General features: G+C 70.2%; 11 protein-coding genes and 2 pseudogenes. 9 read left to right on the top strand and 4 right to left on the bottom strand.

The features are described 5' to 3' along the window. The 3 genes and pseudogenes from QK444_RS20655 to QK444_RS20645 form a co-directional block, all read left to right on the top strand. A pseudogene (locus QK444_RS20655) lies at window positions 1–472 on the top strand (non-ribosomal peptide synthetase); the annotation flags it as partial. After that, entirely contained in the window at window positions 469–1,167 is a 699-nt protein-coding gene (locus QK444_RS20650) for a DUF6875 domain-containing protein (RefSeq protein WP_282782737.1), read from the top strand. The pseudogene QK444_RS20655 and the gene QK444_RS20650, both read left to right, overlap by 4 nt. 39 nt (window positions 1,168–1,206) lie before the next feature. Next, the gene (locus QK444_RS20645; protein ID WP_029924209.1) at window positions 1,207–2,178 is read left to right on the top strand and encodes an alpha/beta hydrolase family protein; all 972 of its coding nucleotides are present in this window, start codon (window positions 1,207–1,209) and stop codon (window positions 2,176–2,178) included. A 13-nt stretch (window positions 2,179–2,191) separates the two neighbouring features. Here QK444_RS20645 and QK444_RS20640 read toward each other — a convergent pair whose 3' ends face one another. Further along, a complete protein-coding gene (locus tag QK444_RS20640; protein ID WP_282782734.1) occupies window positions 2,192–3,706 on the bottom strand; it encodes an MFS transporter in 1,515 nt (504 codons plus the stop codon). A gap of 207 nt (window positions 3,707–3,913) precedes the next feature. On the opposite strand from QK444_RS20640, the gene QK444_RS20635 reads away from it, so the two are divergent. The 4 genes from QK444_RS20635 (at window position 3,914) to trpA (ending at window position 6,974) form a co-directional block, all read left to right on the top strand. Continuing rightward, window positions 3,914–4,600 carry a M23 family metallopeptidase gene (locus QK444_RS20635; RefSeq protein WP_349239533.1) on the top strand — a complete coding sequence of 229 codons (687 nt, stop codon included), beginning with the start codon at window positions 3,914–3,916 and terminating at the stop codon, window positions 4,598–4,600. 30 nt (window positions 4,601–4,630) lie between these two features. Next, window positions 4,631–4,795 carry a hypothetical protein gene (locus tag QK444_RS20630; protein WP_186000522.1) on the top strand — a complete coding sequence of 55 codons (165 nt, stop codon included), beginning with the start codon at window positions 4,631–4,633 and terminating at the stop codon, window positions 4,793–4,795. A 134-nt stretch (window positions 4,796–4,929) separates the two neighbouring features. Next, on the top strand, window positions 4,930–6,168 hold the full coding sequence (trpB, locus tag QK444_RS20625) for a tryptophan synthase subunit beta (RefSeq protein ID WP_282782731.1): 1,239 nt from the start codon (window positions 4,930–4,932) through the stop codon (window positions 6,166–6,168). Further along, a complete protein-coding gene (gene trpA, locus QK444_RS20620) occupies window positions 6,165–6,974 on the top strand; it encodes a tryptophan synthase subunit alpha (protein WP_282782730.1) in 810 nt (269 codons plus the stop codon). Before trpB ends, trpA begins: the two co-directional genes overlap by 4 nt. A 468-nt stretch (window positions 6,975–7,442) precedes the next feature. Here the strand turns inward: trpA and QK444_RS20615 are convergent, their stop codons facing one another. After that, window positions 7,443–8,267 carry a universal stress protein gene (locus QK444_RS20615; RefSeq protein WP_282782728.1) on the bottom strand — a complete coding sequence of 275 codons (825 nt, stop codon included), beginning with the start codon at window positions 8,265–8,267 and terminating at the stop codon, window positions 7,443–7,445. A gap of 212 nt (window positions 8,268–8,479) precedes the next feature. Between QK444_RS20615 and QK444_RS20610 the strand changes: the two genes are divergently transcribed. After that, window positions 8,480–8,851 carry a hypothetical protein gene (locus QK444_RS20610; RefSeq protein ID WP_282782725.1) on the top strand — a complete coding sequence of 124 codons (372 nt, stop codon included), beginning with the start codon at window positions 8,480–8,482 and terminating at the stop codon, window positions 8,849–8,851. A 97-nt stretch (window positions 8,852–8,948) separates the two neighbouring features. On the opposite strand, the pseudogene QK444_RS20605 reads toward QK444_RS20610, so the two are convergent. Then, window positions 8,949–9,596 (bottom strand): annotated as a pseudogene (locus QK444_RS20605) (DUF4389 domain-containing protein); the annotation flags it as partial. Window positions 9,597–9,703: 107 nt separating this feature from the next. Then, window positions 9,704–10,633: a ribose-phosphate pyrophosphokinase gene (locus QK444_RS20600; protein WP_282782723.1), complete on the bottom strand. Its 930-nt coding sequence runs from the start codon at window positions 10,631–10,633 to the stop codon at window positions 9,704–9,706. Between the two features lie 385 nt (window positions 10,634–11,018). Here QK444_RS20600 and QK444_RS20595 point away from each other — a divergent pair. Beyond that, window positions 11,019–13,044: SulP family inorganic anion transporter (locus QK444_RS20595; protein WP_282782721.1), on the top strand; the 2,026-nt coding region annotated here is incomplete at its 3' end.

The raw sequence follows: 13,044 nt of genomic DNA, 5'->3' as shown, positions 1-13,044 counted from the left end.
CGCCACCCTCGCCATGCTCGACAGCATCGACTTCCCCGACGACATGCCGCCACCACCGGCGCCGCGCATGCGCGATCTGCTCACCCATCTGCTCGGCGACGAACCCGAGGACGCCGACGAACTCCCCGATCTCACCGCCGCCGAAGCGGCTGCCGAATTAGCCTCCGCCGCTGCTTCTTTCGGCACCGGCCTGACCGCCGAGCAGCTGACCCGCCTGCATCGCGGCTATGTCGACGGCGTCCGCCTGTCGCACGGCTACCGTCCCGGTGTCTTCGACGGCGACCTGCTGTACTTCTCGGCGACCCGCGGCATGACCGCCGGACTCGACGCGCGGATGTGGCGTCCGCACGTCACCGGCGCTCTCGTCGAACACCCCGTGGACGCCACCCACGCGCAACTGTGCAATGCCGACGTCGTCGCCGCCATCGGTCCGATACTGGCCGCTCACCTCGACGGTGCGGACTCCCGATGAGGAGCGGGCCACGCTCGGGCGTGCACTGGTGGAATGTGTACGCCGATCCCGAGGCATGGGAGCGGCAGGGTCCGGCCGCCGCCGCGCTGGTCGGCTGGATGGCCGATCATCTGGCCCAGCCGCATCCCGAACTGGGTCGTCCCGGACCGGTGTGCCCCTTCGTGCGGCACAGTGCCGATCGGCAGGTGGTGTGGGCCGGTTGCGCATCCGGCGGGGACGGACTGACCGAGGAGCGGATGCACCGTGTGCTCGACGACGCCTTCGAGGTGTATCGCGCGCTGCGGCAGGAGAATCCGTCCGAGCCGGCGCGTTCGACCCTCATCACGCTCTTTCCGGACCTGACCCGCTACGACCTGATCGACGCCGTGCACGCGGCACGCAAGACCGAGATCGTCGGGCAGGGGCTGATGCTGGGACAGTTCTATCCCGGCTGCCCGGTACCGGGACTGTGGAATCGCGATTTCCATCCACTCGACGCCCCGGTGCCCATGCTGGTGCTGCGTCCGATGATGAGCACCGACTTTCCCTTCCTGGTGGCCCGAACCGACTGGCTCTACGCGTACTTCACCCGATTCGCCCCGGATCTGCCGCGCACACTGCGGTGGGCGGTCGCTGAGCGAATGCTGGTGTCCGGCCGGGCGGCGGGCGATATCACCGATCTGCGCGTGCATTCCGCCGACGAACATGCCCGTTGATCACACACAATCGGTCTTGAACAAGGGATAATCCCAGTCATGCACCGGCTCACGCGCTGTCTGGTTGTCCTGTTCGCCGTATTCGCTGTGCTATTGCCGATACCCGCCACCGCGGATCCCGGATCCGTGATCGTCGAGGTGCGTCCCCTCGGCGGGCGGCAATTCGAAGTCGTCGTCTATTCGGCCGCCATGAATCGGACCATTCCGGTGTGGGTATCGCATCCGGGTCATCCCGCGCCCGCGCTGTATCTGCTCAATGCCGTCGACGGCGGCGAAACGGGCGGTCCGTGGACCAATCGCACCGATGTCGCGCAGTTCTTCGCCGACAAACCGGTCAATGTGATTCAGCCGATCGGCGGACACGCCTCCTACTATTCGGATTGGGTCGCCGACGATCCGGTCCTGGGCCGCAACAAGTGGTCGACCTTCCTCATCGACGAACTGCCGCCGCTGCTGGAGAACCACTTCGATATGACCGGCCGCAATGCCGTCGCGGGCACATCCATGTCGGCGACCTCGGCGTTGAACCTGGCCATCGAGGCCCCGGGCCGGTACCAGGCCGTGGGTTCCTACAGCGGATGCCCGCGCACCAGTGACCCGCTGGCCCGCGCGTATGTGCACTCGCAGCTGCGGCTGTTCGGCGCGAATGCCGACAATATGTGGGGTGGCGGCGACCATCCGGCCTGGGCGGCGCACGATCCGGTGGTCAATGCCGAGCGGTTGCGCGGTGTGGCGCTCTACATCTCGTCGGGCAATGGCGGGGCCGGGGTGCACGACACCCTGACCGATCCGTCCATCGGCGGCGACGCCGGTCGGCTCGCGGACCGGCTGCTGGTCGGCGGCGGCATGGAATCGGTGGTGCGCAGCTGCACCAACTCCCTGACCGATCGCCTGGCCGCCCTGGGCATTCCGGCCACCGTGGTGCGCCGCAACGGCACCCACGCCTGGCCGTACTGGCAGGACGATCTGCACGATTCCTGGCCGCTGTTCGCCGCGGCGCTCGGCGTGTAGCGGGCGTGGCGGCCTAGCGTCGGTCCGGAGGTTCGGGCAGCGCGAGGGTCGCCACCCCCGTGGCCACCGCCACCACCGCGATGGCGGTGAACATGGAGACACTGCCCGACAGCGTGTGCGCGCGGAAGAACACCGCGCTCAGCAGCGCGAGCCCGAGCGCATTGCCGATCTGCTCGATGGTCGGCAGCAGACCCGAGGCCGAATCCAGCTGCCGCTGCGCCAGCCGGGACAGCATGACCGGTTGCAGCGGTACACAGAACACGCCCACGCCCAAGCCCGCCAGGAGGACCGGGCCGATCACCAGCGGGACGGAGACCGCCCCGGCGGTCAGCCACAGGTAGACCGCACCGACCGCCACGCACACCCCGAAGCCGATGATCCCCGCCGCCAGCACGCGAACTCCCCAGCGCCGCACCAGCATCGGCGAGGCCAGCGCGCCCGCGCAGGCGCCCACCGCGAACGGCGTCATCAGCACCCCGGTGCGCCACGGCGTGAACCGCAGCACCTCCTGCAGCGTGATCGACACCGCGAAGACGAAGGCCGTGAACAGGCCGAAGAACACGGTCACCAGTCCGGAACCCAGGCGGAAGCCGCGATCGGCGAACAGGTCGAAGCGCACCAGCGGATTCCCGCGTGCGGCCGCCCGCCGCTGCTGTACGAGGAAGGCGGCCACACCGCCCACGGCCACCGCGATCAGCGCCAGCGGCGCCGGCCGCCACCCGTGCTGCTGGATATCGGTGAGCGCCCAGAGCAAAGCGAACAGGCTCGCGGTGGACAGCGCCGCCCCGCCCGGGTCGAGCCGTTCGCGCTGCGGTGGGCGGCCCAGCCGCAGATATCGCAGCGCCAGCGCGAAGGTGACGAGCCCCAGCGGCAGGTTGATCAGGAAGATGGCATGCCAGCCCAGTCCGAACGGATCGGCGGTGACCAGCGCCCCGCCCAAGATCGGCCCGAGCATTCCGGCGAATCCGGCCACCGCGCCGTATACGGCGAAGACCTGCGGAAGCCGGGCCCGCGGGAAGCTGGCGGTGGCGATGGCGATGGTCTGGGCCGCCATCCCGGCCGCGGCGATGCCCTGCACCACCCGGGCCGCGACGAGTTCGGCCGCGCTGCCCGAGATTCCGCACCACACCGAGGCCGCCGTGAACGCCGCCGTGGCTGCGAGGAACAGCCTGCGCCGTCCCAGCAGCTCACCCAGTCGCGCGGCGGTGAGCAGGGTGCATGCGAAGGCCAGCGCGTACCCCGACACCACCAGTAGCTGCGCCCGAGGTGAGGCCGACAGGTCCGCGGTGATGCTGGGCAGGGCGGTGGTGACGATGGTGCCGTCGACCATCTGCATGAACACCGCGATCAGACAGCCGGTGAAGGACAGCCACGCCGCGGTGTCGCCGTCAGCCCGCTCGCCGATGGCGAATTTCTGGTAACCCTGCGGAGTGTCGATGGGGCCAGCATAGTGGCAGTCAGGGCTGTTATCCGTGCGTCGGAGTCGAATTGCGGCCAGGTAGCTGTTTTTCGTGGTCCTGGGCTTCACAGGTTCGGGTGGTAGGGTCTCGCACCCGAATCAAGGTCAGGCGTGACCGGTGGCGGGAAGGGGCGGGGGCGCTGCGGTAACGCCTACGTGGAGCGGGTCGGGTAGGAGGGTTCGGTTTCGTTGCGGGACAGCGCTTTCAGGGATTCCCAGGACCATGCCCGAACGCCGCGGCGGCCGGGCCGACATCGCAAACCCTCGCCCATCGGCGTGCTGAAGGGCCGGGCCGTGGTGGTGGCGGTGGCGCTCGGTGCGGCGGTCGCGGCCGCGCAGGCCGGTATGCAGGAGGCCGCGGCCCGCGAACGCCTCGACACCGGCGTGCACGCCCAGGAGATCGCCGGACTGCCGCCCGCCCAGCACACCGGCACCGATGCGCACTTCCCGGAAGTCCTGAACGACCCGCCGGTGGAAGACCTCTCGCAATTCCAGGCGATTCTGGAGCACGGGCGGCACTTCGCCGCCGACGCCGAGGCGCGGGCCACGGCGGGTCTGCGGCCGCTGTTCGTGAAATTCGCCGACGGCGTGTTCACCTCGGGCTTCGGGATGCGCTGGGGCGCACAGCACCTGGGCGTGGATGTGGCCGCGCCGATCGGAACGCCCATCTACGCCGTCGAGGACGGGGTGGTGATCAGCGCCGGACCCGCCTCCGGTTTCGGCATGTGGGTGCGCCTGCTGCACGACGACGGCACCATCACCGTCTACGGCCACGTCGATACGACCACCGTATCGGTAGGGCAGCCGGTGCTGGCCGGTGACCAGATCGCCACGGTCGGCAACCGCGGCTTCTCCACCGGACCGCACTGCCATTTCGAGGTGTGGCTCAACGGCTCCGACAAGGTGGACCCCCTGCCGTGGTTGGCCAGTCGCGGCATCTCCCTCGGACCCGAGCGCGACTGAGCCGTCCCTGCATGGGTTAGGCTCAGAACCATGTCCATTGCCGTCCGCCTCGCCCCCGGATGCCGCCCGCGCGGCTGCCGGGCGCCCGCGCGGCGGGTGCACGGACGGCGGGTGCGGTTCGTGATCGGCGCCGAGCCCGGCCAGGTCGACGGGATGCGATGGCTCGGCGCGCCGCGCATCGGACGGGGTATCTGAGGGCAGCCATCCGCTGCCCGGCCCCGTCGGCTCTCCCTATGTCATCGGGTGTGCTTTCGCCGTGCGCGGCGCGTTCTCGTGACCCTTCCGCCACGGACACCGGGACGCCGCTCCCGGCTCAGGAGCATGCCGATATGGACAGCCAGTACTTCTTTCCGGCACCGCCGGACCAATTCCCCGGCCCCACAGGATATTTCGGTGGGTACGGAGGTATCTTCGTTCCGGAGGCGCTGGTCGCCGCCGTCGACGAGGTCGCCGTCGAATACGACAAGGCCAAGGCCGACCCCGCCTTCGTCGACGAACTGGAGCGCCTGCTCGCCGACTACGCGGGACGACCAACGGCCCTCACCGAGGCACGCCGGTTCGCCGAATACGCGGGCGGGGCACGGATTTTCCTCAAACGCGAGGATCTCAACCACACCGGTTCGCACAAGGTGACCAATGTGCTCGGGCAGGCGCTGCTCGCGCGCCGCATGGGCAAGACCCGCGTCATCGCCGAGACCGGTGCCGGATCGCACGGGGTGGCCACCGCCACCGCCGGTGCGCTGTTCGGCCTCGACTGCACCGTCTACATGGGTGAGGTCGACATGCGGCGGCAGGCGCTCAATGTGGCGCGGATGCGCATGCTGGGCGCGCGGGTCGTTCCGGTCGCCACCGGGTCGCGCACCCTGAAGGACGCCATCAACGAGACCTTCCGGGACTGGGTCGCGAACGTCGACAGCACGCACTACATCTTCGGCACGGTCGCCGGGCCGCATCCCTTCCCCGCCATGATCCGCGACTTCCAGCGGGTGATCGGGGTGGAGGCGCGGCGTCAGCTGCTCCAGCGGACCGGACGGCTGCCCGACGCGGCCGTCGCGTGCGTGGGCGGCGGCTCCAACGCGATCGGGCTCTTCCACCCCTTCCTCGCCGACGCTGTGCGTCTGATCGGTTGTGAGGCAGCGGGTCACGGTGTCGAATCCGGGCGGCACGCGGCCACCCTGACGGCCGGTGAGCCCGGCGTCCTGCACGGCTCGCGCTCCTATGTCCTCCAGGACGACGAAGGGCAGATCGCCGAGGCGCATTCCATCTCCGCCGGACTCGACTATCCGGGCGTCGGCCCCGAACACGCGCACCTGCACGACAGCGGCCGTGTCGAATATCGCCCGATCACCGACGCCGCCGCCATGCACGCCTTCCGGCTGCTGTCCGCGACCGAGGGCATCATTCCGGCGATCGAGAGTGCGCACGCCCTCGCCGGAGCGCTCGAGGTGGGGCGGGAACTCGGTCCGGACGGCGTGCTGCTGGTGAGCCTGTCCGGACGCGGCGACAAGGATATGGACAGCGCCGCAAGTTATTTCGGCATGCACCAGGTGGGGGAGGAGCGGCGATGAGCGGGAACATCCAGCTGTTGACCGATACGCTCGCCCGGGCGAAACGGGAGCGCCGGGCCGCGCTTGTCACCTACCTGCCCGCCGGATTCCCGACCGTCGACGGTGGTATCGCCGCGATCACGGCGGCCTTGGACAGCGGGGCCGACATCATGGAAATCGGCCTGCCGCACAGTGATCCGGTGCTGGACGGCCCGACCATCCAGACCGCCGCCGAGATCGCCCGGCGCGGCGGCACCCGCATCCGCGACGTCCTGCGCACCGTACGCGAGACCCACCGCGCCACCGGCAAACCCGTGCTGGTGATGTCCTACTGGAATCCGATCTCCCGCTATGGGATCGAGCGCTTCGCCGCCGAACTGGCCGCGGCGGGCGGTGCGGGCTGCGTGCTGCCCGACCTGCCCGTCCAGGAATCCGCCCGGTGGCGTGCCCACGCGGCCGCCCACGACCTCGCCACCGTCTTCGTGGTCGCACCCAGCACCACCACCGAGCGGTTGCGTGAGATCACGGCCGTGGGAACGGGTTTCGTCTACGCCGCCGGGCTCATGGGCGTCACCGGCTCCGGCGGATCCCTCGGCGACACCGCCGCCGAGCTGGTGCGCCGCATCAGAACCACCACCGACCTGCCCGTCTGCGTCGGCATCGGCATCACGAACGCCGCGCGTGCCACCGCGGTCGCGTCCTACGCCGACGGTGTGGTCGTCGGAGCCGTCCTGGTGCGCGCTGCCCTCGACGCGCCCGACGCGAGCGCCGGACGCGCGGCCGTCCGGGAGCTCGTGCGCGAACTCGCGGTGGGTATGCGTGGTTGACCACATCGCCTCCGTGCATGGTGCCGCAACCGTGCGCGGAGGCGATGCCCCGGGACGTGCGTCCACCACCGGCCGGGCGGGGGATGCGGCGGGCCGAGAAGCATGCGGCGGAGGCGTCGGTAAAGCGACGCGGCGGAGGCGTCGGTAAAGCGATGCGGGGGAGGCGGCCTACCGAGCGACGTGTGGGTGTGGCGGCGGTTGAGCGGTGTGTGGGTGTGGTGGCGATGCGGGTGACGTGTGGGTGTGGTGGCGGTCGAACGACGCGCGGGTGTGTACTTGCGGCGCGCGGGGGAGGCCAGGGCCGGGCGCAGGCGCGAGATGAGGATGAACGGGGCCACCGAGTTGCACAGCTGCACCTCGAGCAGTTCGGTGGCGTCGACCTCGCGAGGCGAGCGGCCTGTGGCGGCGGGGCGAGCGTGTGGGCGCGGTGGCGTGCCTCGCGACGAGTGCGGTCGGGAAACAGTTCGGTCAGCGGCAGAGCAGTACCGGGCAGGCGGAGTGGTGCAGGAGGTCGCGGCTGGTCGATCCGAACAGGGCGGCGGCGGTGGTGGAGCGGGCTCGGGTGCCGAGGACCAGGAGTTGGGCGTTGTGGCTCAGTTCGGTCAGGGCGGGGCCGGGGACGGCGGGCAGGGCCAGTTCGGTGACCGGCACTTCGGGGTGGGTGATGCGGGGTGCGGCCAGCGCCTGAGTCAGGACGGCGCGTTCGGCGGGTGCACGATCGGGGGCGGTCCCGAGCGGTGCGATGCGCTCGGGCGGCCAGCAGTGGACGGCGGTGAGCGGTACGTGGAAGGCGGCGGCCAGGTCGAAGCCCAGTGCGACGGCGGCGGCGCTGAGCGCGGTGCCGTCCACGCCCAGCGCGACCGGTTTGTCCCGCGGGATGGGGCGACCGGCGACGCCGCGCCAGATCGCGACGGGGCAGTGCGCGTGCCGGGCCACCGCCATCGTGGTCGAGCCGACCACATGGTCGTCCCAAGCGGTCCGCGCGCCCACCACCAGCATTCGCGCACCGCGACTGCGGTCGACCAGGACGCGGTGCGCGGTGTCCGCGCTGACCTCGGTGGTGATCGGCAGATCCGGATCGCAGCGGCGGACCAGGCGCAGCGCGTACTCGGCGGCGCCGCGTGCCTGCTCGGCACCGTGCGGGGATCCGTGTCGATGCGGACCCGCGGCGGCGATCACGAGCGGTGCGTCCAGCGCCTCGGCGAGGTAGGCCGCCCACCGCGCGGCATTGAGTGCGGTGCCGGAGCCGTCGACACCGACGACGATGCTTCCGGAATCACCATGGGTATCCATCGGGCCTCGATTTCCGCTCGACCGGTTTGAGTGAACGCTGGTGCGGCACTACCAGGATGACCGTTGGGCTGCGGTCCGGCGTGATGCGTGAGACCTCGAAACAGGTGACCTTCGTCGATGCGGCGGGGACCGGATTCCACTGCCGCGCGGTGTCGGCGGCGGCGCACACTCACTCCCATCACGACCGCGATCGACGGTTGGGAGGAGTGAGGATGATTGTCACAGGCATCGCACTGGTCGCCGTCAGCGCACTCGTGGTGGCGTTCGGGTGGTGGAAATGGGTGGAGCCCCGGTGGAGACGGTACTCGGGTGCCGATGATCGCCGCTCCACGACGCGAATCGCCCGCTCTCCGTTCTCCGAGAATTCTTCGACGCTGGAGCAGGTCATGGAAATCCCCCCGGAACTCACCGCCGACTGGGCCGACCGCGGGCAGGTCTGGCCCGCCCTCAAGGTCGAGAACGCCCTCCTCGCCGAGCGTTTGGCCGGTCGCCTCGGTGCGGCGGACTACCGCAGCCGCCTCGCCGAACTGGCCTGGCGCTGCGAGCCCGCCTCCGACGAGCCCGCCTCCGACGACCGTCGCTAGCTCTCGCGGCGGATGTCCCGGTCACCGATGAGGCGACCGGGACATCCGTCTGCCGTCGCGCCCGCAGGCCCGCCGGTTGTGTTCCGCGACAGTCCCGCTAGGCGGTTTCGCGTGCGCCCTGGTCGAGACGGAACGGGGGATACTCGTCGCGCATGAGCGCCGCGTACGCGAGCACACGGTAGAACCAGCGGTTCACGCCCATGATGAAGTCGAACAGGCCGCGCGGGTAGCGGGCGGTGAACAACAGGGCGATGGCGGCGATCAGGACGAGGATGCCGATGAGGGGGATGACGGTGGTGCCGTTGCCGTTCTCGGCGGCGGTGTCGCCCAGCGTGACGCCGCCGCCGTACAGGGCGGCGATCACCAGGTAGTGGGGGATGGCGAGCAGCCACCACTTCACCAGAACCAGTCCGCGAGAAAGGTTTTCGGGGTACTCGACCTCGAGTTCGGCCGGATAGCCGGTGGGGCGCAGAGTGAACGGGGGATAGCGGTCGGTGCCGAGGGCGGCGTAGGTGTAGAACTGGACGCGCCAGGACCAGCGCATGACGCCGACCGTGAAGTCGAACAGCGGGCGCGGGTAGCGGCCGGTGAACAGGATCGCGAACCCCGCCACCACGGTGACCAGCCAGAACGCGATCCACAGGAACAGCAGGACGATGTAGTGCGGGATGGCCAGCAGCCATTTCACCAGCCACAGCCACCGGGAGAGCGGTTCGTCGAGGTCGCCGCGTAGGTGGACGGGGTAGGCGGACGCACCGTCCGGGGGCGCGGCGGCGGGGCGATCCGGCACGGTCTGTTCGGGATTCATCGGGACTTCTCCTTCGTCGATGGCGGATGGGAAGATCGGGGGGCTCACCGGTGTGCGGCCAGTTCGGCCAGCGGTCGGTCCTGGTGCAGGCGTGCGATGGCGTCGGCCAGCAGCGGGCCGACCGAGCACACGTCCAGCGGGGCGGCGCTATCGCGGTGCGCCACCGTGTCGGTGACCAGCACCCGGCGCAGGCCCAGGGCGCGCAGCCGTTCGGTGGCGGCGGGCAGCAGCGGGCCGTGCGTGGCGGCCACGACCACATCGCGGGCGTGATAGTGCAGGATGCGTAAAGCCGCCTCGATGGTCGCGCCGGTGGCGATCATGTCGTCCACGATCACCGTGGGCCGACCCTCGATATCGCCGATGAGTTCCACGGCGCTGACCTCGGTGCCGCTCTGCCGGAACTTGCGCACGATGGCGACCGAGGTGCCGAGTGCGGCCGCGTACCGTTCGGCCAGCGGACCGGCCCCCAGATCCGGGGCGACGACCACCGTGCGGTCGGTGCGGCCCGCGGTGAGCCGCGACGCCAGCAGCGGTACCGCCGACAGCGTCTCGACCGGAATCGGGGACATGGCCTCCAGGGTCGGCGTATGCGGATCGACCACCACCAGCCGTTCCGCTCCCGCCTGGGCGATGGCCTCGCACACCAGCCGCGCGCCGAGCGACTCCCCGGTGTGGGTGCGCCGATCCTGCCGCACGTAGCCGAGGTAGGGGACCACCGCCGTCACCCGCCGTGCCCGCGCCCGCCGACACGCGTCCAGCAACAGCAGCAATTCCATGAGCGAGTCGTTGGCGGGCGGCGCGGTCGGCTGCACGACGTACACGTCGTGGCCGCCGACATGCTCCACCCGGGGCCGCAACTCCCCGTCGGGGAATCGCTCCACCGCCGATGCCTCGGAGGTGACGTCGAGAGCGTCGGCGATCGATTCGGCCAATCGCGGGTTGGCACTACCGGAAACAATGCGCAGCGAGGACATGGGTCCGCCTCCTAACCACCGGATGCGCGCCGGGTGCGTGGAGCCGCGCCCGTCGTCTCACTGTCCGTCCCGGCCGGTGCCGTGGAGCAGTGCCGATCGCCACCGGATGCGATGACCTAGGCCATGTGTGCGCGGCGCGAAAATTCGGAACCGGGTCGTGGCCGCAGTCCGTTTGATGGTGGCGCAGGTCACAGTTTGATAGCGGTTCGGGCAAAGCCTTTTCGCCGTCTTTGCTCAGTCTTTACGATTAGCGCGACCTTCGATCGGGCCGCGTTTCCAGCGGCCCACGATCGGTCGGCTCTACAGCTTCGCCCGCCCGCGCTCGATGCCAGTACATGTTGACCGATGAACCGGATCGGCCGAGCCGATTCGGCGAAGGAGAGATATGTCGACCGACACCGAACCAGCCGTCCGGACGTCGCTACCCGGTTTCGCCGCCGTACTCCGCCACGATGTGCCCGCTTCCCTCGTGGTTTTCCTGGTCTCCCTGCCGCTGTCCATCGGGATCGCCGTCGCCGCGGGCGCGCCGGTGGCCGCCGGACTCATCGCCGCCGTGGTGGGCGGCGTCGTCGCGGGCATGCTGGGCCGGTCGGCGTTGCAGGTGAGCGGGCCGACGGCGGCGCTCACCGTGGTGGTCGCCGAGTCGATCAACCAATTCGGCTGGGCAGCAACCTGTTTCATCACGATGCTGGCAGGGCTGCTGCAGATCGGCTTCGGGTTGAGCCGGATCGCGCGCGCCGCGCTGGCCATCGCGCCGGTGGTGGTGCACGCCATGCTGGCGGGCATCGGCGTGGTGATCGCACTTCAGCAGCTGCACGTACTGCTCGGCGGCGGCTCGCTCAGCTCCTCCTGGGACAGCATCACCGGACTGCCGCACCAGCTGCGCACCGCCGACGGCGGCGACCTGTTCATCGGCGTGCTCGTGATCGCCATCCTGATCGGCTGGAAGTACATGCCCCGGCCGCTGCGCCCCGTCCCGGGTCCGCTGGTGGCGGTCCTGGTGGCCGCGCTGCTGGCCGCCGTGTTGCCGATCGACGCGGAGCGCATCGTGCTGAACGGCTCACTGCTCGATGAGCTGCGCATTCCCGAACTGCCGCAGGGCAATTGGACCGCCATCGCCTTCACCGCCGTGAGTGTCGCGCTCATCGCCAGCGTGGAGACCCTGCTCTCCGCGGTCGCCGTGGACCGGATGCGGCCCAGCCATCGTACCGACCTGGACCGGGAACTGATCGGGCAGGGCGGCGCCAACATGGTGTCCGGACTCATCGGCGGCCTGCCCATCGCCGCCGTCATCGTCCGCAGCATCACCAATGTGAAAGCCGGTGCGCGCACCAAGGTTTCGACCATGCTGCACGGGCTGTGGATCCTGATCTTCTCGGTGCTGCTGGTCGGGGTGGTGCAGCAGATCCCCAAGGCGGCGCTGGCCGGGCTGCTCATCGTGGTGGGTGTGCAGCTCATCAAGCTCGCGCACATCCGCCGCGCACAGCGCACCGGCGACCTGGTGGTGTACGCGGCCACCGTGGTGGGGGTGGTCTTCTGGAATCTGTTGCTGGGCATGGTTGTCGGCCTGGTGCTCGCCTTCGCGCTGCTGCTGGTGCGGGTGGTGCGGGTGAGCGTCACCGCCGCCCCCGACGACGGCGGTCGGTGGCGAGTGGTGGTGGACGGCACCTGCACCTTCCTGGCGCTGCCCAAGCTCACCAGCGAGCTGGCCAAGGTGCCCGCCGGTGTGGACGTGACGGTGGAGTCGACCGTCGACTTCCTCGACCACGCCGCCTACGACGCCATCGAGGAATGGGCGAGGCAGCATCGAAGTGGCGGCGGCACCGTGGAATTCGTCGATATCGGGACGGTGCGCATGGCCGCGGCCGTGGACGGGCCACCCGCGCGCGGACAGTCCCGGCTGCTGCTGGACGAGGTGCTCGGCCCGTGGCGGCGTACCGCGGTGTCGGCCGATCCGATCGTCGCGGGCGTGGCCGCCTACCACCGCCGCAACGCCCACGTCATGCGCACGCACCTGGATGTGCTGCGCAACGGCCAGGAACCGGACTCGCTCTTCCTGGCCTGCGCGGATTCGCGGATCGTGCCGAATGTGATCACCAACAGCGGTCCGGGTGACCTGTTCACCGTGCGCAATGTCGGAAATCTGGTGCCCGCCGACGGCTGTGACGCCTCCATGGAGGCGGCACTCATCTACGCGCTGGACAAACTCGACGTGCGCTCGGTGGTGGTGTGCGGACACTCCGGCTGCGGGGCCATGGAGGCGCTGTGCGCCGAATCGGTCACCGGTTCCGGGTTGGACGACTGGCTGGCGCACGCGCGGCCGAGCCTGCTGCGCTACCGGCTCGGGCATCCGGTGGCGGGGGGGGGGGGGGGGGGGGGGGGGGGGGGGGGGGGGGGGGGGGGGGGGGGGG

The organism is Nocardia sp. CC201C, assembly GCF_030010695.1.
GTDB classification, from domain to species: Bacteria; Actinomycetota; Actinomycetes; order Mycobacteriales; family Mycobacteriaceae; genus Nocardia; species Nocardia otitidiscaviarum.
Note: the sequence above shows the minus strand (reverse complement) of the source record. Positions and strands in the feature narration are given on the sequence as shown.